Below are 25,170 nucleotides of genomic sequence, written 5' to 3'. Positions count from 1 at the left end.
ATTTATGAAAATTTTAGTATGTGTAAAACAAGTACCTGATACAAACGAAGTAAAAATCGATCCAGTAAAAGGTACATTGATAAGAGATGGAGTTCCTAGTATTTTAAATCCCGACGATGCTAATGCATTGGAAGCTGCACTTGCTATAAAAGATAGTAATCCTGATGCAACAGTAGCTGTGTTAACTATGGGACCACCACAAGCAACTGTTGTATTACGTGAATGTTTAGCTATGGGAGCAGATGAGGCATATCTATTAAGTGACCGTGCATTTGGTGGAGCTGATACTTGTGCAACATCTACAACTATTGCAGCTGGCATAAAAAAGGTTGGCAAAGTAGATATTATTTTTGCTGGAAGACAAGCTATCGATGGTGATACTGCACAGGTTGGACCACAAGTAGCACAAAGACTCGGATTACCAGTAGTTACTTATGTACAAGATGTAAAACTTGAAGGAGATAAAGTAGTTGTTCAAAGACAAATGGAAGATGGATATGAAGTTGTTGAAGCACAAACTCCTTGCTTGTTAACAGCTGTAAAAGAATTAAATGAGCCAAGATACATGAGCATTTACGGTATTGTTGATGCTTATAAAAAAGAAGTTACTGTATGGAATCATGCAGATGTAGAATTAGACCCTAAAGACTGCGGTTTAAATGCATCACCAACACAAGTATTCCGTTCATTTACACCACCACCAAAAGGAAAAGGTGAAATGTTAAAAGGCTCTGTTAGTGAAATGGCAGCTACTCTTATTTCTAGACTTGAAGAAAAACATGTATTATAGAAAGGGCGGGTTGAAATGGCTGTAAAAGTTTTAAAGGAAAAATGCAAAGGTTGTGCTAAATGTGTAAAAAACTGTCCTTTTAGTGCAATAACTATTCAAAATAAAGTTGCTGACATTGGCGGCTCATGTACTGGATGCGGAGTTTGTGTAAAGAACTGTCCATTTGGAGCAATTGAAAAAGTGGAAGAAAAGAAAGCAGCAGTTGATTTAAGTGCATATAAAGGTGTTTGGGTATTTGCTGAGCAGCGTGAAGGAAAAATTATGCCAGTAGTAATTGAATTACTTGGTGAAGGTAAGAAATTAGCAAAAGAAGTTGGTACTGAACTTTGTGCAGTTTTATGTGGAAACAACGTAAGTGGATTAGCAGATCAACTATTTGCTTATGGTGCTGATAAAGTTTATGCAGCTGATGACCCAGAATTAGAAAACTATCGTACTGATGCTTATTCAAAAGTAATTTTTGAAGCAATTTCTACATACAAACCTGAAATTGTATTATTAGGAGCTACTCATATAGGACGTGATTTAGGTCCATGTCTAGCTGTAAAATGTAATACTGGATTAACAGCTGATTGTACTAGACTTGAAATTGATCCAGAAGATAAAAAGATTAAACAGACTAGACCAGCTTTTGGTGGAAATCTTATGGCTACTATTGTTTGTCCAAATAATCGTCCTCAGATGTCTACAGTAAGACCAGGTGTTATGGATAAGGCTGCTTATAAAGAAGGCCGTAAAGGTGAAATTGTAAAATTAAATGTAGAATTCAAAGCAGGCGACATTAGAACAAAAGTTCTTGACATCGTAAAAAAAGCAGGAGATATGGTTTCATTAACAGATGCAGAGATAATTGTTGCAGGTGGTATGGGACTTGGAAAACAAGAAGGATTTGAACTTTTAAAAAAATTAGCAGATAAATTAGGTGGAACTATTGCTGCTTCAAGGGCATGTGTAGATGCAGGATGGATTGATCATTCTTATCAAGTAGGTCAGACAGGTACAACAGTAAAACCTAAAATATATTTTGCTTGTGGTATTTCTGGTGCTATTCAGCATCTATCAGGTATGCAAGATTCTGATTATATTGTTGCTATCAATAAAAATGAAAGCGCTCCTATTTTCGAAGTAGCTGATTATGGTATTGTTGGCGACTTATATCAGGTAATTCCTGAAATACTAGAACAGTTGGAAAAGTAATTAAGACACGTTTTTATTAATCAATTTCAATAAAATTTATCTAATAATAGTCAGGAGGAATTAATTATGAGTAACAAACCATTAGAAGGTGTAAAAGTTGTTGAATTAGCAAACTTTATAGCTGCTGCAACTGCAGGACGTTTTCTTGCAGATTTAGGTGCAGATGTTATAAAGATAGAGAGTCCTAAAGGAGATCCTCTTCGTTATACAGCACCAAGTGAAGGAAGACCTTTAGATATGCATGAAAATACTACGTGGGATCTTGAAAATGCTAATAAACGCTGTATTTCTTTAAATATGAAAACTCCAGAAGGAAAAGAAGCTTTCTTTAAACTATTAGATACAGCAGATATACTTATTACAAACTGGAGAGTTCAAGCTTTACAGCGTGCTGGATTAGATTATGAAAGTTTAAAAGGAAGATATCCTAAGTTAGTTTATGCAATGTGTACAGGTTATGGAGAATATGGTCCTGACAAAGATTTACCAGGATTTGACTTTACTGCATTCTTTGCAAGAGGTGGTTATCTTGAAACATTACGTCAAAAGGGTTCTGTTCCTATGAATGTTGTACCTGGTTTAGGAGATCACAATGTAGGTATGAATCTTGCAGCTGGTATTTTAGCTGCCCTATATCAAGCAAAAACTAAGGGAATAGGAGAAAAAGTTACTACAGGCTTGTTTCAAACTGCTGTATTCAATATGGGAATGATGGTTCAAGCTGCACAATACAAAGATGTAGGAACTCCATATCCTATAAATGTTCGTAATGGAAATAATCCACTTCTTGCTGCATGGGAAACAAAGGATGGAAGGTATATACAAACATGTACACCTGATTACAATACTTACTATAAGAAACTTATGGCTGCAATTGGTAGAGATGATTTAATTGATTCTGAAAAGTATTTCCCAATTCAGAACGTACAAAAAGCTGGAGTAGGATATGAAGTTTATGACATCGTAATGGCAGCTATGAGAACTATGACTGTTGAAGAATGCAGCGAAAGATTAACAAAAGCAGATATTCCTTTTGCTCTTGCACAATCATGGGAAGAAATTTTAGAAGATAAACAAGCATGGGCTAATGAATGTTTCTACAGCATGAAATATGATAATGGTAATACAAGAACACTTGTTAGACCACCTGTAAACTTTGCTGAAATGGGAGAACCAGATTATGCACGCGGACCAATGATTGGTGAACAAGGTAAAGATGTTTTAAAGGAAATTGGATATACAGATGAGCAAATTAATAAACTAATTGATGATAAGTCACTTTATATTGGAAAATAACGTAAAGATTTAATCGCTTTTGCAGCGATTTATCAATATCAATTTTAATTTGTGTGAAATTTCATGCCAGTATATTATCATATAAATAAAGTTTTTATGATATATACTGGTATGAAAAATATAAAATTGGAGGTTGAGTTTAGTATGAAATTTATTGATTTTCCTGAAATGAATGTCAAAGTTGAAGGAATGGAAAATATAAAGATACCTAAAATGATGAAGATAAAGCAGATTTATGATCCATTCAAAATTGAAGATTTAAAAGGATGGGTAGAGAAAGAAATGGAAAATAACCTTTCTCATAAAGATGCTTTTAAAGGAAAAAGGATTTGTATTACTGCCGGAAGTAGAGGTATTCCTGATTTAGATATAATTATAGGAACCATCGTTAAAAAATTAAAAGAATGGGGAGCCAATCCTTTTATTATTCCTGCAATGGGAAGCCATGCTGGTGGAACTGCAGAAGGCCAAAAAGATTTCATAGCATCATATAATATTACAGAAGAATCAATGGGTGTTCCTATACTATCTTCTATGGAAGTTGTAAAGATAGGAGAATTACCTGATAAGACTCCAGTTTACTGTGATAAAAATGCATATGAGTCGGATGGTATTGTTGTACTTAATAAAGTAAAACCACATACAGATTTTAGGGGAAAACATGAAAGCGGTATGGCTAAGATGATGGCTATTGGTTTGGCAAAACATAAAGGAGCTTCTATGTTTCATATGAAAGGATTTGCTTCATTCCCAGAAAGAATCCCTCAAGTTTGTGATGTATTTTTAAAGAATGCTCCTGTTGCTTTTGGTGTAGGAATTGTTCAGAATGCCTATGATGAAATAGGTAATTTAGAAGTTATGGAAAAAGATCATATCCTTGAAAGAGATGCAGCACTACTTGAAATAGCAAAGAAGAAAATTGCAAAATTCAAAATGCCATCTATAGATGTACTTATAATTGATGAAATTGGTAAGAATATCAGTGGAAATGGATTTGATCCTAATGTTGTTGGAAGAAGTAACTCTCATGGATTTGAAGATATTCTTGATTTAAAAAAGCTTTTTATAAGAGGTCTTACAAAGGAAACACACCATAATGCATGCGGATTAAATCATGCAGATATTACTACTAGAAGATGTGTATGTGATGTTGATTATGAATCTACTTGGATTAATGTATCAACTGCTACAATGTTAAATGGCGGACGTATTCCAATGTATGCAAATAATGACAGAAATGCACTTTTACTTGCTATTAGAACTTGTAATGGTATAGATTTTGATAAGGTAAAAGTAGCACATATAAAGAATTCATCAACAATGGATGTAATAGAAGTTTCAGAAAGCTATTATGATGAATTGAAGGATAGAGAAGATGTTGAAATTTTAAGTGAACCAAAAGATATTAAATTTGATAAAGATGGATTTATGATCTAATATAAGGAGGAGTGCAAATGAAAATTTTAAAAACTGTTCAAAAAGTCCCAGGTGGATTAATGATTGTGCCGCTATTTCTCGCAGCAATAATAAATACATGTTTTCCTCAAATATTAAAAATTGGTGGAATTGCTACAGCAACTTTTTCCACTGGTGCTTTAGCATTCATAGGTTGTAACTTACTATGTGTAGGTGCACAGATAAACCCTAAAGGTGTTGCAGAATCATTAAAACGTGGAGCAGTACTTACAACTGCAAAATTTCTTGCAGGTTTTATTCCAGCCATGATTGTAGTAAAAATGTTTGGAAATGATGGTCTTTTAGGTATTACACCTTTGATGCTTTTAGCAGCTGTTACAAGTGATAACTGCGGTATATATCTTGGGCTTATGCCTGAAATTGGAGATGAGTACGATATGGGTGCTCAATCATTATTAGGTCTTACTGCTGGTCCTCTTTTCACACTGCTTGGATTAGGAGCTGCAGGCGGCGGATTTAAGCCAATTGCTATACTTGCATCAGTTGCAACAATGATTGTAGGCTTTATACTAGGAAATCTTGATGAAGATATAAGAAACTTTTTAAAACCTGGAATCATGTTTACACTTCCATTTATAGGATTCTCTGTTGGAAGCGCATTGAATATTGTAAACATAATTAAAGGCGGACCTGTAGGTCTTTTACTAGGAATATTAGTTATTGTATTGTCATTCATATTCTTAGTTCCTGCCGACAAATTTATACTTCGCCGTCCAGGATATGCAGCTGCTGCAAACTGCTCATCTGCTAGTAGTGCTGTAGCAGTTCCTGCAATTGTAGCTCAGGCAATACCAAGTTTATCGAGTCAAGTTGGAGCTGCAACTACGGCCCTTGCTGCCTCAGCGGTAATTACTGCAATTTTATGTCCGATAATAACATCTGCTGCAGTTAAAAAGTGGGGTAATGGAAAAACAGCACCAAATGCTGGCAAAGTAGAAAGTGCATAAATTAAAATTTAAAATCATAATTTATATTATATAAATAAAGAAATTTATGCAATCTCCTGTTATAATTAAGTTATGGATAACAACATAACTGAGGGGAAAAACATAATTACTTAATAACCTGTTTACAATAGAATTATCTTTGATGTACAAATTTTTATTAAATAAGGAAATTGCATAATTAAAATTTAATTTTATGCAATTTCCATATTTTGTTTTAATTTAATAATTCCATATTTAAGGCATTATAAGTATTTAATTATTTAGATATCTAAGGGAGGGAAAACTTTATGCATATACCTGATAATTATTTAAGTCCTTCAACTTGTGCTGCTTTTGGAGTAATTATGTTACCTATATGGAGAAGAGCGAGTTTAAAGGTAAAAGATGAAATGACAAGACAGAAAATGCCCCTTCTTGGAGTGGCAGCAGCTTTTTCATTTTTAATTATGATGTTTAATGTACCTCTTCCAGGAGGAACTACAGGACACGCTATTGGAGGAGCTCTTGCTGCTATTTTGCTTGGACCTTATTCTGCTGTTTTTGCAGTTACTATAGCCCTTGTAATTCAAGCATTGTTTTTTGGAGATGGAGGAATTTTAGCGATAGGTGTAAACTGTTTTAATATGGCTTTTATAATGCCATTTACAGCATTTTATTTATTCAAACTCATAAAAAAATTATTTAGAAATCAAAGAGGAGAATATATTGCAGCTTTTTTAGGTGCATATATTTCTGTCAATATGGCGGCATTATTTGCAGCAGTTGAGTTTGGCATTCAGCCGTTACTTTTTAAAGATTCTACAGGATTACCACTATACAGTCCATATGGTCTAGCTGTATCTATTCCAGCTATGATGGTACCGCACTTGTTAGTAGTTGGAGTTTTAGAAGGAATAATAACTGTGGGGGCTTACAGCTATATAAAAAAAGCATTACCTGATATAATATATAAAGGAAAAGTGGAGAGTAGTAAGGCAAAATATTTATATATTGTAATAGGAATTCTTATTTTAGCTGCTCCTTTAGGACTTTTAGCAAATGGAGGTGCTTGGGGAGAGTGGGGATCGGAAGAAATCAAAAATCTTTTAGGATTTGTACCTAAAGGAATGGAAAAAGGATTTCAATACAGCTCTCTATTTCAAGATTATAGCTTTAAATTTTTAAATAAATATTTTGGATATATTTTATCGGCATTAGTTGGAGTAATAGTAATTTTAATCATTTTTAAGACCTTGGGAAAAATAAATTTGAAGAAAAATGTAAAAGGAGATTAAATGATTCCAGAATGGCTTTCAGTAAAAGATAATTACATTCCAAAGGAAGAAAAAAATTTATATGTTGAAAAAAGTATTTTTTCTTTAATTAAGATAATTTCTATAATCAGACAAAATAAAAATCAAGATAAGTTAATTTATTCAATAAATCCAACCTTAAAGGTTGTAAGTGTTATAATAATGATACTTTGCGTGTCTATTTCAAGAAGTTTTATTTACCTATTCATAATAGACATATATGTATTAATTAATCTTTTCCTTATGGAAGAGAAATTTAGAAAAAGGATATTACTTAGAAGTCTTATGTTTCCATTAATAACTTTAATAGCATTAATTCCATCTATGTTTTATGGAAATATATATAATAGTTTATTGCTTTTTCAAAAGCTAATTATAACTATATTACTTATGAATTTATTAGCTCATAATACTAAATGGAGTGAAATTAGTAAATCATTAAAGCTATTATTTATACCAGATATATTTTTATGGATTATGGATATAACCATAAAATATATTGTCCTTCTAGGTGAACATTCTATTAATTTGTTGTATGCATTAAAACTTAGATCAATTGGTATAACTTCTAATAAATATAATTCTCTCACAGGAATTATGGGAAATTTATTCATAAAGTCTTATAAAATGAGTGAAGAGATGTTTCATGCTATGGAATGCAGAGGCTTTGTAGGAGAATATTCTACAAAAGTCAATTTAAAATTTAAAAGAGCAGACTATGTTTATTTAGTAATAAATATATTTTTGATTAGTTTATTTATATACTTTATAATTACTAAATAAATTAAGGAGAGTTATTGATGATAAAATTTGAGAATATTTCATTTACATACAAGAATAAAACAGCTCTTGATAATGTAAATGTTCATATAAAAGCTGGGGAATCTATAGCCATTATAGGTCCAAACGGAAGTGGAAAGTCAACCTTTTTAAAAATATTAAATGCCATCATTTTTCCAAGTAAAGGCAAGTATATATTTGATAATACTGAAATAAATGAACATACATTAAAGGATACTAAGTTCTTAAAATTATTTCATAAAAGATTAGGATTTGTATTTCAGAATTCTGATGCCCAGCTGTTTTGTTCTACTGTCTTTGAAGAACTGGCATTTGGACTTATGCAAATGGAACTGCCAAAGGAAGAAGTAAATAAAAGAGTAAAAGACTCACTTAATCTTCTTAATATAGATAAGTTAAAAGATGAACATCCGTATAATTTAAGTGGAGGAGAAAAGAAGAGAGTTGCAATTGCTAGTGTTTTAGCTATGAATCCAGAAGTAATAACTTTAGATGAACCCATGAATGGCATAGATCCAAAGGGAAAAAGATTTTTAAATGGATTATTAATAGATCTAAATAAAAGCGGCAAAACTATAATTTGTGCAACTCATGATTTTGAATATATAGAAGGTATTTTTCATAGAGCTATTGTCTTTTCAGAGGATCATAAAATAATAAGAGATGATAAATATGAAAATATTATGAGTGATAAAGATTTTTTAAGAAAATGCAACATTATATAATGTAACTTAAATTCAAATGATTAAAAGGAGTGATAAACATGCAGATTTTATATTATGATTGTTTCTGCGGAATAAGCGGCGATATGAATTTGGCGGCACTAATAGATTTAGGAGTTCCTAAAGAATATTTAGTGCAGGAACTTTCAAAGCTTAACTTAAATTCTGAATATAAGCTAATAATTGATAATTCCACAAAACTTGGAATAACAGGGACTAGAGTAAATGTTAATTTAAAGGAACATAATCATAGCCATGAAGGGCATGTTCATAATCACGAGCATCATCATAGAAACTTGAAGGATATAGAGGAAATAATAAATTCAAGTGACTTAAGTGATAAAGTCAAAAAACTTAGCTTAGATATGTTTATGAAGGTTGCAGAAGCAGAAGCAAAAGTTCATGGAAAAAGTTTATATGAAGTACATTTTCATGAGGTAGGAGCGGCTGATTCAATTGTAGATTTGGTGGGAGCAGCAATTTGTTTAGATTATTTAGATGTTGACAAGATTATTGCATCTCCAGTTCAAGTTGGAGGTGGATTTGTTAAATGTGCTCATGGTCTTATGCCGGTTCCAGCTCCTGCAACATCAGAAATACTAAAGAATATTCCAATTAATACTGGAATAGTGCAGTTTGAAACAACTACTCCTACTGGTGCTGCAATACTCGCAGCAAATGTTAATGAATTTACTCAAAAAATTGATTTTTCTATTAAAAAGGTAGGTTATGGAATAGGTCATAGAGATTTAGAAATTCCAAATGTTTTAAGAGTATATTTAGGTGAAAAGGAAGGCGCTGAAAAAGTAGAAGAGCAGTATATACTTGAAGCTAATATAGATGATATGAATCCAGAATTGTATGGATATGTAGAAGAAAAACTTTTTGAAGCAGGAGCATTAGATGTATTTAAAACACCTATATTTATGAAAAAGGGAAGACCAGGGATAAAGTTAAGTGTGCTAATTAATGAAAAAGCTGAAAAGAATGTTTTAAATGTTTTTTTTGAAGAAACTACTTCAATAGGTGTCAGAAAATATAAAGTTCAAAAAATAATGTTAAATAGAGATTTTTCAAAAGTAAAAACAGAGTATGGAGATATTACAGTAAAAAAATCTTATTATAAAGGGAAATTATTAAAATATAAACCAGAGTATGAAGAATGTAAGGCTATAGCAAAAGAACAAAATATATCTATAGATAAGGTATATAAAGCAGTATATAAACAAGATTTAAATTAATGTTTGTGAGGTAAAAACATACATGATAAATAATGAAAAGTATAATGAGTTAATAAAATATCTTAAAAGGTTAGGAAAAGTTGTTCTAGCATTTTCAGGTGGGGTAGATAGTACTTTTTTACTTAAAGCAGCAAAAGAAGCCATTGGAGACAATGTAAAAGCAGTTACAATTTTATCACCATATATTCCAAAATGGGAAATAGCAGAAGCAGGAGAACTAGTTAAAGAATTGGGAGTTAAGCATGAAATTATAGAAGCTCCAATTATTGATTCAATTAAGTTTAATCCAGAAAACAGATGTTATCTTTGTAAGACTGCAGTGTTTAGCATGATATTATCTATTGCTAAGGAACAAGGGTATAACTATGTGATTGATGGAACTAACTATGATGATATAAGTGACTACAGACCAGGTCTTAAAGCATTAAAGGAATTAGAAGTAAAGAGTCCGCTTTTAGAGTGCAAATTAACTAAAGCAGAAATAAGAGCTTTTTCTAAAGAATTAGGACTTAGTACTTGGAACAAGCCAGCATACGCTTGCCTTTTGACAAGAATACCATATGGAACTGAATTAAAAGTAGGGGATTTTGAAAAAATCGAAAATGCAGAAAAATACATGATGAGCATAGGCTTTAGAGCAATTAGAGTTAGATGTCATGGAGATTTAGCTAGGATTGAAGTAAGTAAAGGTGATAGAAGTAAATTATTTGATGAAGAGCTTTTAGACACTATTGATAAAAATATAAAAGAATGTGGATTTAAATATGTAACATTAGACTTACAAGGATATAGAGTAGGAAGCTTTAATGAAACTATAATGAAAAACTTGGATGAACAAAATAAATAAAAAGAATGGATAATAAGTAGTATAAGAATTCTAGGAGGTAAAGCTAGTGGATAAAGAGGAAATTAAAGTTTTATTAGAAGGTGTTAAGGATAATAAAATAAACATAGAAGAAGCTCTTAAAAAATTAGAAGATTTACCTTTTAAAGATTTAGGCTTTGCTAAAATAGATAATCATAGAGAAATTAGAGTTGGTTATCCGGAAGTAATATATTGTGAAGGAAAGACAGTAGATCAAGTTAGAGACATTGTTAAATTCATGCTTACGAAAGATACTAATATATTAGGAACTAGAGCTAATGAAGAAATGTATAATGCAGTAAAAGAAATATGTATCGAGGCAGAATATAATAAGCTTGCACGAACAATAACAATCAATAGAAAAAAAGGACAACCTCTTACAGAAAGTTATATAGCCATTGTTTCAGCTGGTACATCTGACTTACCTGTTGTGGAAGAAGCATTTGAAACTGCTAAAATATTTGGAAACAAAGCTATCAAAATAGTTGATGTCGGTGTTGCTGGTATACACAGACTTTTTTCAAGGTTAGATATTATTAGAGGAGCAAAAGTTGTTATAGTAATTGCAGGAATGGAAGGGGCTTTAGCTAGTGTTATAGGCGGACTTGTTGATAAACCTGTCATAGCAGTTCCTACAAGTGTTGGCTATGGAGCAAATCTTGGAGGAATTACGGCACTGCTGTCCATGTTAAATAGCTGCGCCAATGGTGTAAGTGTAGTAAATATAGACAACGGATTTGGAGCAGCCTATAATGCTAGTATGATAAATAAGTTATAAAAATTAGAAGTAATTGCAAAGGACCTTAACTTATATGAGGTTCTTTTTATTTTGACTTATTTGCAAAATGAGACTAATTTAAAAAATTAGCTATTTTTTAAAATGGACTTAATTGCATTTCCTATTTCTTCATAACCGGTACATCGACAAATATTAGATTGAAGCCACTGCTCTATTACATGGTCATTTGCATCAGGGTGTATATTAGCCAAAGCATGACAAACCATTAAAAATCCAGATGTACAATATCCGCATTGAAAACCCCAGTTTTCTACAAATGCTTTTTGTATTGGTGCATCTTTTAAACCTTCAACAGTGACTATTTTCTTGCCTATTGCTTCAACTGTCAGCATTAAGCAGGATTTTATAGGCCAGTCATCCACAAGAACTGTACATGAACCGCAGTCCCCATTTTCACAACCTGGTTTAGCTCCTGTGAGTCCTAATTCAATGCGAAGAGTATTCAATAGAATATCTGAAGGTTTTGCAGCAACTTCTTTATCTTCTCCATTAACATTTAAGGTTATTATTGATTTACCAGATATCTTCAGCATTTAATCATCCCTCCAGCTTCTCTAAAACTTCTGTAAGCATTTTTTGCAGCATAAATTTTCTAAAGTTAGCTGATCCAGCTAAGTCACTTAATATTGAATCGGGTATAGTATCTATTACATTGTTAATACGCATATTATTTTGCAGACTATTATCGTTTAAATAATCTTCAATTAAAGAAGATCTAAATGGATAATTACAAACTCCGCTAAAAGCTATGTTTATTCTATTATTATCTTTAAGTGCAGTAAGAGTAATTAAGGGATAGTCTATCTTATCACTTTTAGTTCTTTTTACATGCATATATGGCAGTGAGAGAAAATGGCTATCTACTATTACATTTACTATAAATTCTCCACTATTTAGTTTTATTCTTTTATCAAATGCATCCTTTAATAAAACTTGTTTTGTTCCATTTGGAGCTGCTATAGTAACTTCACTATTAGATATTAAAAGAGGCAGCACAGCTTCCCTATATATAATTGTTCCTGATATATTTCCTCCAAGTGTGATTTTATCTTGTACTGTATGGTCTGCAATTCTTTGTACTGTTAAACCAAGTAGAGGAAATAAATTAGATTCAGCAATTTGTGTAAGTGTCACAGCAGAACCAATAATAAGTTTGTTATCTCTTAATTCTTGAACATTACATTCAGATATTCCTTTTATGTCAATTACTGCTTCTGTATATACGTTATAAGCTCTTGCCATACTTATAATCTCAGTTCCGCCGCCATAATATAAAGGTTTCTTTCCTTTACCATTTAATTCAATATATAGTTGAACAGCTTCCTCAACGGTTTCAGGTTTATAATATTCAAAATCAAAGGGTATCATATTTTCCTCCAGTCTTAGCTTTCCAAATTACTTCAGGCGTAATAGGTAGTTTATCAAATTCATAATCAGCTGCATGCGACATAGCATTTGCAAATGCAGCTGGAATTGCTATTATGCCGTGTTCAGCAAATCCACGTGCTCCAAAAGGTGCATCAATCTGAGGCGTTTCAATAAAATCAACTATATATTCTGGATTTTCACCAAACCTCATAGGTTTATAATTTCTAAGTGTAGTAGTTTGCAGTCTAGCATCCTTATCATATTCTAAAGCTTCCCTAGTAGCTATTCCAAAGCCCATATTTATTCCTCCCATTATGAGTCCTCTAGAGGTTTTAGGATTGATTACCTTACCTGCGTCTAAAACAGTAATTGCTTTCAAAAATCTATATGAATAGTTTAAAGGATTATATTCAATTTCAACTGTTTGAGCACCTACAGTCCATCCAGGTCCAGGTTTACCTTTTCCCGTTTTCTCGTCTATGTCAGTAATATGACTCATTATAAAGGTTCCGCGCCCAATTATTTGACCGTCAACTGCAAGACCATTTGGCTGTTTATATCCTCGTGCTAAATCCTTGAATGAAACATATATTTCTGGGTCCTGCTTCAAATACACTTTTTCTTCTGCAACATCTAAATCTTCCGGTGGAGAGTTCATAACAGTAGCAGCTAAGCTTTTCAGCTGCCTTATAAGATCATCAGCAGCTCTAAGGGTAGCTCTTCCTGCCATAAACGTTGACATGCTTGCAACGGTTTTCCAGTGCTCTGGTGAAACTTGTGTATCTACTCCCATGAATACATGAATTCTCGATACATCCATTTTTAATCTTTCAGCAAGTATCTGTGCTAAAGTAGTTTTTGTACTAGGTCCAATTTCAACTGCACCGTTATTTAGATTTATGCTTCCATCTGTATTAAAAGTGAGAAATGTCCCAGAAACAGCATTGGTTGGTGAATCTGAGGTCTTCCAAAAGCAGCCCATTCCCTTTGCTTTTATCATACCGTCTTTTGTTTTTACTACTTGACCTTCATCCCACTTTGCCAGTTCTTTTAATTTTTGCAGGCAAGCAGGCAAATTTCCTATATTGCTTTTGGTTGTTTTTACTTGTGTAGGTGTGTACTGACTAGGTCTTATGGCATTTTTAATCCTTAATTCTAAGGGATTAATGCCAAGCTTTGCTGCCAACTTATCCATCATTCTCTCCATGCAGAAGGTATACTCTGTATGACCAAATCCGCGATAGGAAGTAACATAAGTATGATTAGTATAAACACTTATTGAGTCACACCATATATTTTCAATATTATATGGTCCCGAGCAATCTACCGCTATAGCCTTAGCCATACGCGGACCAGTATCTGCATAAGCCCCATTGTCAACCATATATTTGGCTTCAAGAACCTTAATAATTCCATCTTTTGTTGCACCTATTTTTAAATTTGCCTCAACTCCAATTCTACATGGTGAAGTTTTAATATCTTCTTCTCTTGAGTTGGCTATTCTAACAGGTCTGCCATTAACAGCCTTTGAAGCAAGGTATGCAACAATTTCTAGTTGAACAGCTGCCTTACCACCAAATCCTCCACCTACAAATGGTACTTTAACGACTATATTTCCTTCCGGTATATTATAAATTTTACTTAAACGCTTTTTAACAGAAAATGGAGCTTGTGAAGAAGTATAAATTATTACTTTCCCATCAGGCATAATCTGTGCTCTAACATTTCGAGTTTCCATTGCAATATGATCTGACTGTGGAAGCGAGAAGTTTCCAGTTACTGTAACTTCACTTTCTGACCATCCCTTTACTGCATCACCTTTTCTTATTTGAATTCGGTCTGAAATGTTAGTATTTAGCTCAGGATACACATCCTCTACTGCATGTTTATACTGACCTATATTTTCATGTATAAGAGCGGCACCTGACTTCAAAGCTTCGCTTATCGAATTAACAACAGGTAAAGGCTCGTATTCTACATTTATTAGTTTTAAAGCTTTCATTGCTTCCTGCTCACTATTTGCAACAACCACTGCAACAGGTTCACCATAGTAACGCACTTTATCTTTTGCTATGGCAGGTCTATCCTCTATTACTGATCCAGAGAGCACAGGAAAATAATCTCCTGTTATTACTGCCTGAACACCTGGTGATTTTTGAGCTTTAGATACATCTATTGATTTAATTTTTGCATGTGCAAAGCGGCTTGTGAGCATTTTTGCATGTAAAGTACCAGGAATGATTATGTCATCTGTATATTTTGCCGCTCCTGTAACTTTATCAAAAGCCTCTTTTCTTGGTATACTTACCCCGATTCCTACTGTATTACTCAAGTGCGTTTCCTCCCTATGAAAAGATATTACAAAGTATATATTTCCCAGGCAAATAAAAAGTATGCAATTTTTACTTTAAATATCATAAAAATTAAATAAGAAAAATAAAATATAAGGAATGTTTAATTTTGGAGGGCTTATATGACTAATTTGTTAATAAAATTTCGTCACTCAGAGAAGATTTGGATAAACTTTTGTGTTGTTGTATTTTTTGGTTCACTTTGGGGAATAGTTGAAGCTACACTTGGATACTTGCTGCATCGAATGGATTTAAGTGTTGGGTGGTGTATATGGTTTCCACTTGCTTTTTATTTTTTAGATAAGATTTATAGAAAAACAGGAGAAGCTTGGTGCGTACTCTATGGTGGATTTATTGCAGCAGCGATAAAACTCACTGACTTGTTTATTGAGCCGAATGTTATTAAGGTAGTTAATCCAGCTGCTTCTATAATCTTTGAGGCTGCCTCATTAGTGCTTTTGTATAAAATAATAGAAAAAAAGAATAAGAAGATAGGTATTTTAGATATAGCTGGAGTGAATGTGGCATGGAGAGCAATTTTTTTAACGTATATTTTTGTGTTTATGCCAAAATCAGTTATACTTACATCGCAGCTTAGGGCACTGAGCCCGTTTTTAAAATTTATGCTGCTTGAAAGTGCTGCAAATACGATTATTATTGAAGCATATATAATAGCTAGAGAAAAGTTTTCAAGGAAACAGGTTGAAAAAAGAAAGGGCGGTATAGTTGCAAAAGTTACCTTGTCCATTGCAATGTTTTCATTTGCAATAATACTGCATAGATTTATATGATTAATATAATTACTGGCAGTGTTAATTCAGGAAAATCAACGAAACTTGTTAATATTTATAAAAGCTTAGGCAAAGGGGACGGCTTTTTTAATAGAAAGATATATAATGGAAATTGCTATATAGAACAAGAAATTGTAAGAATGTCAAATGGTGAAAGTATGGTATGATCTTTAAAAGGAAAGCTGCCTTAAGATGATAGTTATAAACTAGGTTAAATCACCATCCCTAATACGTCAAATATGTATAAATTATATTTTTGTGTTTATTGGAGAAAATATACACTATTGAAATGAAGAGCATAGGTTTTAGATTTGTAGGATTTCACTATAATCTCTATCCTGTACTTTTTACTTTAGATTAGGGGTGTTAAAGTGAGTACTTATGGAGTTGTATTGGCAGCTGGATTATCGAGTAGAATGGGAAAATATAAAATGAGTTTAAAGTTAGGAAAAAAGACTATCTTAGAAAATTGTATAGAATCCATGTATGATTATTGTTCTAATATCATAGTAGTTGCTGGCTGCAATTATAATATAATTGCTGAACTTTTAAAATCATATAGTAAAGTAACAATTGTTTTAAATGAAAATTATATGGATGGTATGTTTAGTTCAGTAAAGACTGGGCTGAGAAAAGTTAGAGGTGAGCGTTTTTTTCTGACTCCAGGAGACTGTCCACTAGTGAGAAAAGAAACCTATGAAAAAATGCTTAAATGTAAGGCAGATATTGTTATACCTGTATATGACGGCGAAAAAGGTCATCCTATACTTGTGAATAGCAATTTACTAGATGATGTATTGGAGAATACTAATTATGAATCAATGAGAGATTTTGTAAGTTCACATGAGTTTGCAGCTGTTTTAGTAGAAGATAGAGGAGTATTAATGGATGTTGATACTCCCGAAGACTATGAGAAAATTAGAGCACAGAGTAAAGAGAAAGATACCTTGCCAAGTTAGTGTAAATTCTTGACAATAGCAATCTTGAATGATAAACTAAATGTGTAAAATTAATAGTCTTGTCACTCTGAAGCGAAGGTGTCCTGAGATAAAGAGCGGGCAGTAAAAAAGTAATATTTTTGCATTAGTGCATTGTTTATATATTATGACTGCATTTAAGCTCTTTCCAAATTTGGGAGGAGTTTTTTTACATAGGAAAAGGAAAAGTACTAGATGTAATATGCGGCAATTGTAAATGAAATTTTATAGGGGGTTTTAGAAGTGCTGAAAATAGCCATATATGGGAAAGGCGGCATTGGAAAGTCTACAATTACTAGTAATTTGTCAGCAGCTTTTGCCAAGCTCGGGAAAAAAGTTATTCAGATAGGATGTGATCCTAAAGCAGATTCCAGCATCAATTTGCTTGGAGGACAACAATTAATGCCTGTAATGAATTATATGAGAGAATTTGATATGGAGCCAGAAAAAATTGAGGATATTTCAAAAGTAGGTTTTGGGGGCGTTTTATGTATAGAGGCCGGGGGACCTACACCTGGTCTGGGCTGTGCTGGCAGAGGAATTATTACTACATTTAATTTATTAAAGGATTTAAATATTTTTGAAACATACAAACCTGATGTTGTACTTTATGATGTTTTAGGTGATGTAGTTTGCGGTGGATTTGCAGCACCTATTCGTGAAGGATATGCTGAAAAAGTACTCATTGTTACTTCGGGTGAAAAAATGTCCCTTTATGCAGCTAACAATATAAATAATGCAGTTAAAAATTTTGAAGATAGAAGTTATGCAAAAGTGCTTGGTATAGTATTCAATCATAGAAATATTGAAAATGAAGAGGAAAAAATAAAAGACTTTGCAAGAAGGGCTGATCTTCCAATTGTAGGTGATATTCCAAGAAATCAGGATATCAACCGCTTTGAGGAAATGGGTAAAACGGTTATTGAAGGGGATCCTAACCTTCTAATAAGTAAGAGCTTTTTTAATTTAGCCAAATTATTGATTAGAGATGAGGAGATGAAATGAAAAAAGAGCCATATTATATTACAGCAGAAAATTTGGCCGGGGCAGGTAAAGATAATATTCCTGCAGAACTTATTCCGAATACGCATTTGATTTATAGTTCACCGGCAGCACTTTCTTTTAATTCACCTGGTGCTAAAGGGTTTGGAGTTAAGCGTGCAGCCTTGTCAATACCAGGGTCAGTTATGCTTTTAGTAGCTCCAGGATGCTGCGGCAGAAATACGGCAGCATTAAGTGACCTCAGTGAATACGGCGGCAGAATTTTCTATTTGATGATGGATGAAACAGATATAGTTACTGGAGGCCATTTGAAGAAGATTCCAAAGGCGGTGGAAGAAATTTGTGAGTGTACACCAAGTATGCCGTCAGTAGTTATGATTTGTATTACATGTGTTGATGCACTGCTCGGAACAGATATGGAGCGTGTTTGTAGAAAAGCTATGGATAAGGTGAATATTCCTGTGCTTCCATGTTATATGTATGCATTGACAAGAGAAAGCCGTAAGCCCCCTATGGTACATGTAAGACAGTCTATTTATTCGCTTCTTGAACCAATGGAAAAAAGGCGGGATACAGTTAATATACTAGGGTATTTTGCTCCGCTTATAGAAAACTCAGAACTATATGATTTACTGCACAGCATTGGCATAAGGAAAATAAATGAAATCTCCCGCTTAAGAGACTTTGATGAATATATGCATATGGCGGAGGCAAATTTTAATCTCGTATTAAATCCAGAAGCAAGATTTGCAGCACAGGATATTATGAAACGGATGAATATTCCGTCAGCAGAGCTTATAAGACTGTATCAGATAGATAAAGTTCAAAATCAATATCGGATTTTCGTAAATGCTCTTGGTACAAAATTTGATGATCAAAAGTATTATGACGAAGCGAAAAAGGCAGTAGATGAATTTAAAGCTGTTTATCATGATGTAACTTTTGCGATAGGGGAGACCCTGAATGCTAATTCTTTTGAGTTGTCTTTGGCACTTTTAAGATATGGATTCAAGGTAGCTGAAATATATAGCAATCCTGCGTACGAAAACTTTGTTTATATAAGAAAAATTGCCAAATTGAGCCCTGGGACCAAGATTTATTCCAATCTTGAACCTACCATGATTTATTATGACTGCAGTGAAGAAAATATTGATATAACTATTGGCAAGGACGCAGAGTACTATCATCCTAACTGTGCAAATGTACCTTGGAATCAGGATATTCAGCCATTTGGGTATGCTGGTATAAAAAAATTATTTGAGGAATTGAAACATTCATTAGATTGTTTTGGTAAGGAGGCATAAATGAAAGGGTTAAGGAAGTATATACCACCTTTTGCACCAGATCAGTCTGGTGCGGCAGCTGTTCTTTACAAGTTAGGCGGAATTATAGTTATCTGTGATGCAGGAGGATGTGCTGGTAATATATGTGGATTTGATGAGCCTAGATGGGCTGTAGAAAAAAGTAAAATTTTTAGTGCAGGTCTTCGTGATATGGATGCTATACTGGGGCGTGATGACAGGCTTGTGTCAAAGCTTGCGGATGCCGCTAAAAAAGTGGGAGCAAAATTTGCAGCAGTTATCGGAACTCCGGTACCATCAGTTATTGCTACTGATTACAATGCAATAAAGAAAATGGCAGAAAAGAAACTCCACATACCTGTCCTTACCATAGAAACTACTGGTATGAATTTATATGACGCAGGAGCTCAAGAAGCTTATCTTAAAGTGTTTAAGACCTTTGCAAAGGATGGTTTCACAGTAGATAAAGAAAGCATCGGTGTGATTGGAACAATTCCACTTGATATAGGTGATTTAAAGGCAGCAGACAAAATAGAAGCTGCATTAAAGAAAGAGGGCTTTAAAAATGTTTACTGCTGCGGTATGGGAGTAGATTTATCAAAAGTAGAATCAGCTGGAAGTGTTTTTAAAAATTTGGTAGTATCGCCTGCTGGATTAAAGGCTGCACAGTATTTAAGAGAAAGATTTGGTACACCTTATGAAGTTCATTATCCGCTTGTCTCAGATATATTACAGGATGAAACGAAAGAACATTTTAAAAGTTTTGAAGGTAAAAAGGTTTTAGTAATACATCAGCAGGTTATAGCAAATTCTATAAGAGATGAAATATATAGAAATGTCAATTCAGACGTAACAGTTGCTTCTTGGTTTATGCTAAAGGACGAGCTTAGAGAAGATCAGGATATTTCTCTTACAGAAGAGGATCAGTTTGTGGAACTTATAGAACAAGGAAATTACGATGTGATTGTAGGAGATAATATATTGAAACGTGCAGTACCTAACTTCAAGGGAAGGTATGTTAGCGCACCGCATTTTGCAGTTTCAGGAAAGATGTGATATGAGATGAAGGCGTATAAAACTTTACTTATAAGAGTTTATGGTATCGTTCAGGGGGTTGGCTTCAGACCTACAGTAAGTCGGCATGCAGGTAGAAATCATATACTTGGAAGTGTGTGCAACAAAGGATCTTACGTAGAAATATGGGCACAGGGAAGTAGAAGTGAAGTAGAAGGCTTTCTGTATGATTTAAAACACAATCCTCCGAAACGTTCATCAATATTAAAAATTGATGTGCATGAAGTGGTGGAGTCAAAAAGATTTGATAAATTTGAAATTATTGAAAGTGAAAAGGAGCAAGGTGAGATTTTTGTATCCCCAGATATTGGCATCTGTCCAGAATGTATAAAAGAACTTTTTGATAAGAATGACAGACGATACCTTCATCCATTTATAAATTGTACGTGCTGCGGACCAAGGCTTACTATTTTAGATTCCATGCCTTACGACCGTGTGCGTACCAGCATGGGCGAATTTCCTATGTGCCCAGAGTGCGAATATGAATACACTCATGCAGAAACTCGAAGATATGATGCACAGCCGGTATGCTGCAATGAATGCGGCCCGGAGGTTTACCTAATTGGAAGAGATGAACGTGGCAAAGCTGCAATTACTTATACAAGACAAGTAATCCATGATGGAGGGATTGCAGCTATAAAGGGAATTGGAGGCTTTCATCTTTGCTGTAACGCCGCAAGTAAAGAAGCTGTGCAGCGCCTTAGAAAATTAAAGAGAAGGCCAGCGAAACCATTTGCAGTTATGATGCGGGATATGGAAACTGTAGAACGTGAGTGTGAATTTACAAAAGTTCAAAAAGAAATACTCAATGGATATCAGAAACCAATCATACTTCTGAAAAAAAAGCCAGGTGGAAATGTGTGCGATGCTGCGGCACCTTACAATCCAAAGGTTGGAGTAATGCTTCCATATGCCCCCCTTCAACTTCTCATATTTAGATATGATGATGATATATCCATGCCGGACTGCCTAGTTATGACAAGCGGTAATACATCGGGTACACCAATATGCAGAGATGACAATGATGCAATAACAGAATTATCAAAGATGTGTGATGTTATATTATCACACAACCGAATGATTCGTATTCGTGCAGATGATTCTGTTATGGATTTCTTTGAAGAAAAACCTTATATGATAAGGCGCTCTAGGGGATATGCACCACTGCCATTTATGATTACAAACGGGTTTAAAGGGGAAGTACTAGCAGTCGGCGGTGAACTCAAAAATACTTTTTGCTTAGGTAAAAATGATTTGTTTTATCAGTCCCCATATATTGGTGACATGGAAGATTTAAGAACAGTAAATGCTTTGAAAGAGTCAATTACAAGACTTGAAACTCTGCTTGAGATCACGCCAGCCATTGCGGCATGCGATATGCATCCAAAGTATAATACTACTTATGTGGCACAGGAAATTGGAATTCCTGTTCTGCAGGTTCAACATCACTATGCACATATCGTATCCTGTATGGCTGAAAATGATTATTCCGAGCCGGTTATAGGTGTTTCCTTTGATGGAACAGGATATGGGACTGACGCAACAATTTGGGGCGGGGAGTTATTAAAGGCTACTTATGATGGCTTTGAAAGGCTCGGCAGCATAAAACCCTTTGTCCAGATTGGCGGCGATATGTCAGCTAAAGAGGGCTGGCGAATTGCAGTATCTATGATCTATGGTATATACAAAGACAGAGCAAAGGCAGCTGAAATTGTAAAAATGCTTAAATTATGTGATGAGAAGAGCTGCAATGTTCAGTTTACGATGGCTGACAACAAAATAAACAGCATAATATCTACAAGTGCGGGGCGTTTGTTTGATGCTGTAAGTGCTATCTTGAATATCAGAAAACAATCATCTTTTGAAGGTGAAGCTTCTATGATGCTTGAGTTTGAAGCAGAAGCTTATGAAGAAAAATATGCTGTTTACAATAGCGGCGGTAAGATTCCTGATGCCGACAGTATTGAGCTTGAAAGCCTTGTTTATGAAAATTCAAATGCGCAGTTAATTTTAGCAACTGATGCTTTAGTAAAGAAAATTGTAGAGGAAACTTTAGCTGGAAAAGATGCACAGATGCTTGCTTACTTTTTCCATGAAAAATTGTCAGACATGATTGCAGCTGCTTGTGAACATGCTTCAGAAAAAAGTGGAATCAATACTATAGCATTAAGCGGTGGAGTGTATCAAAACCAGTTATTATTAAAAATGAGCATAGAACGTTTGAGAAAAATGGGCTTTAGAGTTTTAACCCATAGTTTATTGCCGCCAAATGATGGAGGAATCGCACTAGGGCAGGCAGTAGCAGCAATGAAACATATAAATAAATTGAAAAAATGAAAGGAGAATGACTATGTGTGTAGGTTTGCCAGCAAAAGTTGTAAAGATTAAAGAAGGGACGGCAGTCATTGATGCTTCAGGAGCAAAAAGAGAAGTATCTTCAGAATTAATCGATGAATTGGAACCAGGTGATTATGTTATGGTCCATGCAGGAATTGCCATTGCTAAAATTACGAATGATGACAAAAGCGAAACAGATAAAATCATGGAGGAATTATAATGCTCAATAATATAAAAAAAACCGCAAAGGAGATTATTGAATCCTACAGGGGACCCAAAATTCGCATTATGGAAGTTTGCGGAACTCATACCCATGAAATATTCAGGCTGGGAATTAGAAATATCATACCAGAGAATATTGAACTGATATCAGGACCGGGATGTCCAGTTTGCGTTACTCCTGTTGGCTTTATTGATGAAGCTGTTATGCTGGCTCTTTACCATAATGCCACAATATGTACTTTTGGAGATTTAGTGAGAGTCCCTGGTTCAGAAATGAGCCTTGCGGAAGCTAGGTCAAAAGGCGCAAAGGTTCAAATAGTATACTCACCTATTGATGCTTATGAGTATGCAAGTGGGCACCTTAAAGAGCAGGTAGTATTCTTATCAGTAGGATTTGAAACAACTACACCTGCCAGCTGTCTGTCGGTGAAAAAGGCGAAAGATGCAGGGCTTAAAAATTTTGCATTACTTACGGCAAACAAAACTATGCCGGGAGCATACAAAACACTAAAAGACAGTGCAGATGCATTTTTATATCCGGGTCATGTACATGCCATTACAGGTACTAAGATTTGTGAGTCTTTAGTTAACGAAGGCGTTAGCGGAGTAGTAACAGGTTTTACTGCAAATGAAATTATGACAGCACTTGCTGTAATAATCACAAAATTACAAGAGGGAGGCAGCTTCTTTAAAAACTGTTATCCGAGAGTTGTAACACATGAAGGCAGTAAAGCGGCTCAGGCTATTGTATCTGAAATCATGGAGAACTGTGATTCTGAATGGAGAGGTCTTGGCATTATTAAAAATTCAGGTCTTAAATTGAAGGAAGCTTATAAAGAGTTTGATGCCAGAGATAAATTCAATTTACCAGAAGTAAAGGGAAGAAGCAATCCGGCATGCCGATGTGGTGATGTTTTGCAGGGAAAATGTAAACCATCAGATTGCATGGTATTTGGTAAAGGATGTACACCACTGCATCCCGTTGGAGCCTGCATGGTATCCAATGAAGGGGCATGTTCAGCATATTATCAGTATGGAGGAAATATAAATGGATAAAACAGTTATGCTAGCTCATGGGGCTGGAGGAAGACAAACATCAGAATTAATAGATAAGGTTTTTAAAACTCATTTTTCGAATTCTGACTTAACATCAGACGATGCTGCAGTATTGAACATTAAAGGTGGGAAAATAGCATTTACAACAGATGGATTTATTGTTTCTCCATCAGAATTTCCAGGTGGAAACATTGGAAAACTAAGCATTTGCGGTACAGTAAATGACTTATCTTGTATGGGAGCGAGGCCCTTATATTTATCCTGTGCCTTTGTTATTGAAGAAGGCTTTCCAATGGATAAGTTAGAGAAAATTGCAGCAGCTATGGAAAAGACTGCAGATGAAGCAGGGGTTAAAATAGTAGCTGGAGATACAAAGGTGGCTGGAAAAGGGCAGGTTGATGGTGTATTTATAACAACAACAGGTATAGGACAGATTATGGAGGATGTTAATACTTCTGGCTTTAATGCAAAACCTGGTGATGCAGTTATTGTAACCGGTGATATAGGACGACATGGATGTACTGTTTTGCTGGCACGAAATGAGTTTGGAATTGAATCAGATGTAGTAAGTGATTGTGCACCATTATGGGGAACAGTAAAAGCTATGCTTGATACGTCAAAAGATATTCATGTTATAAGAGATGCTACACGCGGGGGTGTCGGCACGGTATTATATGAAATTGCAGAGCAGAGTAAAGTTGGAATTAGACTAGATTCAAAGAGTATACCAGTAGCAGATGGTGTAAAGGGTGTATGCGGTATGCTGGGACTGGAACCATTATATCTTGCATGTGAAGGCAGGCTTGTGATTTTTGCTCCAAAAGAAATTGCTCCAAAGCTTGTTGATACATTACGTAAGGGTAAATATTCTAAAGATGCAGCTATTATAGGTGAGGTAACTTGCGATATGCCGGGGCGTGTTATTGTAAAAACAGAAATTGGTGCAGAAACATTATTACCGCCGCCAGGGGGAGAATTGCTTCCAAGAATATGTTAATACAGGCTTACACGGCCGAAACTCAACTTACACTCCGGGATATGTTGAGTTTCTGGTATTGAATCTTATATAAATCGTTAATTTAAACATTTCTAACATGTATTGAAAATACTAATGTTTATAATAGGGATAGCAAATTGTAAACATGAACTTATTATATTAGGAACTTACCATACTTATACATAGTTGGTAGTTAAAATACTAACAGCTATATTTAAATTGGTAAATTGCATAAGTTTAGTTTTAGGGTTAACTATCTATAGATAAC

At 34.3% G+C, this 25,170-nt stretch carries 24 protein-coding genes; 21 read left to right on the top strand and 3 right to left on the bottom strand.

The features are described 5' to 3' along the window. Positions 1 to 4 precede the first annotated feature (4 nt). The 11 genes from etfB to larB all read left to right on the top strand — a co-directional run bounded on the left by etfB (position 5) and on the right by larB (position 11,405). Entirely contained in the window at positions 5 to 790 is a 786-nt protein-coding gene (gene etfB / locus EBB51_RS07810) for an electron transfer flavoprotein subunit beta (RefSeq protein ID WP_123053950.1), read from the top strand. Between the two features lie 15 nt (positions 791 to 805). Next, positions 806 to 1,987, top strand: coding sequence for an electron transfer flavoprotein subunit alpha (locus EBB51_RS07805; RefSeq protein WP_123053949.1), 1,182 nt, complete (start codon positions 806 to 808; stop codon positions 1,985 to 1,987). Between the two features lie 66 nt (positions 1,988 to 2,053). Further along, entirely contained in the window at positions 2,054 to 3,283 is a 1,230-nt protein-coding gene (locus EBB51_RS07800; RefSeq protein WP_123053948.1) for a CaiB/BaiF CoA-transferase family protein, read from the top strand. Positions 3,284 to 3,427: 144 nt separating this feature from the next. Continuing rightward, positions 3,428 to 4,720, top strand: coding sequence for a lactate racemase domain-containing protein (locus EBB51_RS07795; RefSeq protein ID WP_123053947.1), 1,293 nt, complete (start codon positions 3,428 to 3,430; stop codon positions 4,718 to 4,720). A gap of 17 nt (positions 4,721 to 4,737) precedes the next feature. After that, complete coding sequence (locus tag EBB51_RS07790; protein WP_123053946.1) at positions 4,738 to 5,706, top strand: 2-keto-3-deoxygluconate permease; 969 nt, start codon at positions 4,738 to 4,740, stop codon at positions 5,704 to 5,706. Between the two features lie 287 nt (positions 5,707 to 5,993). After that, entirely contained in the window at positions 5,994 to 6,980 is a 987-nt protein-coding gene (gene cbiM, locus EBB51_RS07785; protein ID WP_123053945.1) for a cobalt transporter CbiM, read from the top strand. Beyond that, complete coding sequence (locus EBB51_RS07780) at positions 6,981 to 7,781, top strand: energy-coupling factor transporter transmembrane component T (RefSeq protein WP_123053944.1); 801 nt, start codon at positions 6,981 to 6,983, stop codon at positions 7,779 to 7,781. It abuts the gene before it with no gap. 17 nt (positions 7,782 to 7,798) lie between these two features. Then, entirely contained in the window at positions 7,799 to 8,524 is a 726-nt protein-coding gene (locus tag EBB51_RS07775; protein WP_123053943.1) for an ABC transporter ATP-binding protein, read from the top strand. Between the two features lie 38 nt (positions 8,525 to 8,562). Further along, complete coding sequence (larC, locus tag EBB51_RS07770; protein ID WP_123053942.1) at positions 8,563 to 9,762, top strand: nickel pincer cofactor biosynthesis protein LarC; 1,200 nt, start codon at positions 8,563 to 8,565, stop codon at positions 9,760 to 9,762. A gap of 22 nt (positions 9,763 to 9,784) precedes the next feature. After that, on the top strand, positions 9,785 to 10,609 hold the full coding sequence (gene larE, locus EBB51_RS07765) for an ATP-dependent sacrificial sulfur transferase LarE (protein WP_123053941.1): 825 nt from the start codon (positions 9,785 to 9,787) through the stop codon (positions 10,607 to 10,609). A 46-nt stretch (positions 10,610 to 10,655) separates the two neighbouring features. After that, a complete protein-coding gene (gene larB / locus EBB51_RS07760) occupies positions 10,656 to 11,405 on the top strand; it encodes a nickel pincer cofactor biosynthesis protein LarB (RefSeq protein WP_123053940.1) in 750 nt (249 codons plus the stop codon). A gap of 86 nt (positions 11,406 to 11,491) precedes the next feature. Here larB and EBB51_RS07755 read toward each other — a convergent pair whose 3' ends face one another. The 3 genes from EBB51_RS07755 to EBB51_RS07745 are packed head-to-tail and all read right to left on the bottom strand — an operon-like array spanning position 11,492 to position 15,126. Then, positions 11,492 to 11,959, bottom strand: coding sequence for a (2Fe-2S)-binding protein (locus EBB51_RS07755; protein WP_123053939.1), 468 nt, complete (start codon positions 11,957 to 11,959; stop codon positions 11,492 to 11,494). 4 nt (positions 11,960 to 11,963) lie between these two features. Then, positions 11,964 to 12,794: an FAD binding domain-containing protein gene (locus EBB51_RS07750; protein WP_123053938.1), complete on the bottom strand. Its 831-nt coding sequence runs from the start codon at positions 12,792 to 12,794 to the stop codon at positions 11,964 to 11,966. Next, positions 12,781 to 15,126, bottom strand: a complete 2,346-nt coding sequence (locus tag EBB51_RS07745; protein ID WP_123053937.1) for a xanthine dehydrogenase family protein molybdopterin-binding subunit — start codon at positions 15,124 to 15,126, stop codon at positions 12,781 to 12,783. Before EBB51_RS07745 ends, EBB51_RS07750 begins: the two co-directional genes overlap by 14 nt. A gap of 141 nt (positions 15,127 to 15,267) precedes the next feature. On the opposite strand from EBB51_RS07745, the gene EBB51_RS07740 reads away from it, so the two are divergent. The 10 genes from EBB51_RS07740 (at position 15,268) to hypE (ending at position 24,902) form a co-directional block, all read left to right on the top strand. Then, positions 15,268 to 15,936, top strand: coding sequence for a hypothetical protein (locus EBB51_RS07740; protein WP_123053936.1), 669 nt, complete (start codon positions 15,268 to 15,270; stop codon positions 15,934 to 15,936). Then, the gene (locus EBB51_RS13670) at positions 15,933 to 16,103 is read left to right on the top strand and encodes a hypothetical protein (protein ID WP_190285246.1); all 171 of its coding nucleotides are present in this window, start codon (positions 15,933 to 15,935) and stop codon (positions 16,101 to 16,103) included. The genes EBB51_RS07740 and EBB51_RS13670 overlap by 4 nt, the downstream gene beginning before the upstream one ends. A 204-nt stretch (positions 16,104 to 16,307) precedes the next feature. Further along, complete coding sequence (locus tag EBB51_RS07735; protein WP_123053935.1) at positions 16,308 to 16,895, top strand: nucleotidyltransferase family protein; 588 nt, start codon at positions 16,308 to 16,310, stop codon at positions 16,893 to 16,895. Positions 16,896 to 17,156: 261 nt separating this feature from the next. After that, a complete protein-coding gene (locus EBB51_RS07730; RefSeq protein WP_123053934.1) occupies positions 17,157 to 17,918 on the top strand; it encodes a nitrogenase iron protein NifH in 762 nt (253 codons plus the stop codon). Beyond that, positions 17,915 to 19,219: a nitrogenase component 1 gene (locus EBB51_RS07725; protein WP_123053933.1), complete on the top strand. Its 1,305-nt coding sequence runs from the start codon at positions 17,915 to 17,917 to the stop codon at positions 19,217 to 19,219. The genes EBB51_RS07730 and EBB51_RS07725 overlap by 4 nt, the downstream gene beginning before the upstream one ends. Next, positions 19,220 to 20,272: a nitrogenase component 1 gene (locus tag EBB51_RS07720; RefSeq protein WP_123053932.1), complete on the top strand. Its 1,053-nt coding sequence runs from the start codon at positions 19,220 to 19,222 to the stop codon at positions 20,270 to 20,272. A gap of 6 nt (positions 20,273 to 20,278) precedes the next feature. After that, positions 20,279 to 22,627: a carbamoyltransferase HypF gene (gene hypF, locus EBB51_RS07715; protein ID WP_123053931.1), complete on the top strand. Its 2,349-nt coding sequence runs from the start codon at positions 20,279 to 20,281 to the stop codon at positions 22,625 to 22,627. Positions 22,628 to 22,640: 13 nt separating this feature from the next. Next, complete coding sequence (locus EBB51_RS07710; protein WP_123053930.1) at positions 22,641 to 22,847, top strand: HypC/HybG/HupF family hydrogenase formation chaperone; 207 nt, start codon at positions 22,641 to 22,643, stop codon at positions 22,845 to 22,847. Next, complete coding sequence (gene hypD, locus EBB51_RS07705; protein WP_123053929.1) at positions 22,847 to 23,905, top strand: hydrogenase formation protein HypD; 1,059 nt, start codon at positions 22,847 to 22,849, stop codon at positions 23,903 to 23,905. The genes EBB51_RS07710 and hypD overlap by 1 nt, the downstream gene beginning before the upstream one ends. Beyond that, entirely contained in the window at positions 23,898 to 24,902 is a 1,005-nt protein-coding gene (gene hypE, locus EBB51_RS07700; RefSeq protein WP_123053928.1) for a hydrogenase expression/formation protein HypE, read from the top strand. The genes hypD and hypE overlap by 8 nt, the downstream gene beginning before the upstream one ends. Positions 24,903 to 25,170 lie beyond the last annotated feature (268 nt).

The organism is Clostridium sp. JN-1 (assembly GCF_003718715.1).
Taxonomy (GTDB): Bacteria; Bacillota; Clostridia; order Clostridiales; family Clostridiaceae; genus Clostridium_AV.
This window is presented reverse-complemented; position numbering and strand designations above follow the sequence as displayed.

What these genes read in the sequence shown, in the direction of transcription:
- etfB (WP_123053950.1), top strand. Translation starts at nt 5, where the DNA reads ATGAAAATTTTAGTATGTGTAAAACAAGTACCTGATACAAACGAAGTA.
- EBB51_RS07805 (WP_123053949.1), top strand. Translation starts at nt 806, where the DNA reads ATGGCTGTAAAAGTTTTAAAGGAAAAATGCAAAGGTTGTGCTAAATGT.
- EBB51_RS07800 (WP_123053948.1), top strand. Translation starts at nt 2,054, where the DNA reads ATGAGTAACAAACCATTAGAAGGTGTAAAAGTTGTTGAATTAGCAAAC.
- EBB51_RS07795 (WP_123053947.1), top strand. Translation starts at nt 3,428, where the DNA reads ATGAAATTTATTGATTTTCCTGAAATGAATGTCAAAGTTGAAGGAATG.
- EBB51_RS07790 (WP_123053946.1), top strand. Translation starts at nt 4,738, where the DNA reads ATGAAAATTTTAAAAACTGTTCAAAAAGTCCCAGGTGGATTAATGATT.
- cbiM (WP_123053945.1), top strand. Translation starts at nt 5,994, where the DNA reads ATGCATATACCTGATAATTATTTAAGTCCTTCAACTTGTGCTGCTTTT.
- EBB51_RS07780 (WP_123053944.1), top strand. Translation starts at nt 6,981, where the DNA reads ATGATTCCAGAATGGCTTTCAGTAAAAGATAATTACATTCCAAAGGAA.
- EBB51_RS07775 (WP_123053943.1), top strand. Translation starts at nt 7,799, where the DNA reads ATGATAAAATTTGAGAATATTTCATTTACATACAAGAATAAAACAGCT.
- larC (WP_123053942.1), top strand. Translation starts at nt 8,563, where the DNA reads ATGCAGATTTTATATTATGATTGTTTCTGCGGAATAAGCGGCGATATG.
- larE (WP_123053941.1), top strand. Translation starts at nt 9,785, where the DNA reads ATGATAAATAATGAAAAGTATAATGAGTTAATAAAATATCTTAAAAGG.
- EBB51_RS07755 (WP_123053939.1), bottom strand. Translation starts at nt 11,959, where the DNA reads ATGCTGAAGATATCTGGTAAATCAATAATAACCTTAAATGTTAATGGA.
- EBB51_RS07750 (WP_123053938.1), bottom strand. Translation starts at nt 12,794, where the DNA reads ATGATACCCTTTGATTTTGAATATTATAAACCTGAAACCGTTGAGGAA.
- EBB51_RS07740 (WP_123053936.1), top strand. Translation starts at nt 15,268, where the DNA reads ATGACTAATTTGTTAATAAAATTTCGTCACTCAGAGAAGATTTGGATA.
- EBB51_RS13670 (WP_190285246.1), top strand. Translation starts at nt 15,933, where the DNA reads ATGATTAATATAATTACTGGCAGTGTTAATTCAGGAAAATCAACGAAA.
- EBB51_RS07725 (WP_123053933.1), top strand. Translation starts at nt 17,915, where the DNA reads ATGAAAAAAGAGCCATATTATATTACAGCAGAAAATTTGGCCGGGGCA.
- EBB51_RS07720 (WP_123053932.1), top strand. Translation starts at nt 19,220, where the DNA reads ATGAAAGGGTTAAGGAAGTATATACCACCTTTTGCACCAGATCAGTCT.
- hypF (WP_123053931.1), top strand. Translation starts at nt 20,279, where the DNA reads ATGAAGGCGTATAAAACTTTACTTATAAGAGTTTATGGTATCGTTCAG.
- EBB51_RS07710 (WP_123053930.1), top strand. Translation starts at nt 22,641, where the DNA reads ATGTGTGTAGGTTTGCCAGCAAAAGTTGTAAAGATTAAAGAAGGGACG.
- hypD (WP_123053929.1), top strand. Translation starts at nt 22,847, where the DNA reads ATGCTCAATAATATAAAAAAAACCGCAAAGGAGATTATTGAATCCTAC.
- hypE (WP_123053928.1), top strand. Translation starts at nt 23,898, where the DNA reads ATGGATAAAACAGTTATGCTAGCTCATGGGGCTGGAGGAAGACAAACA.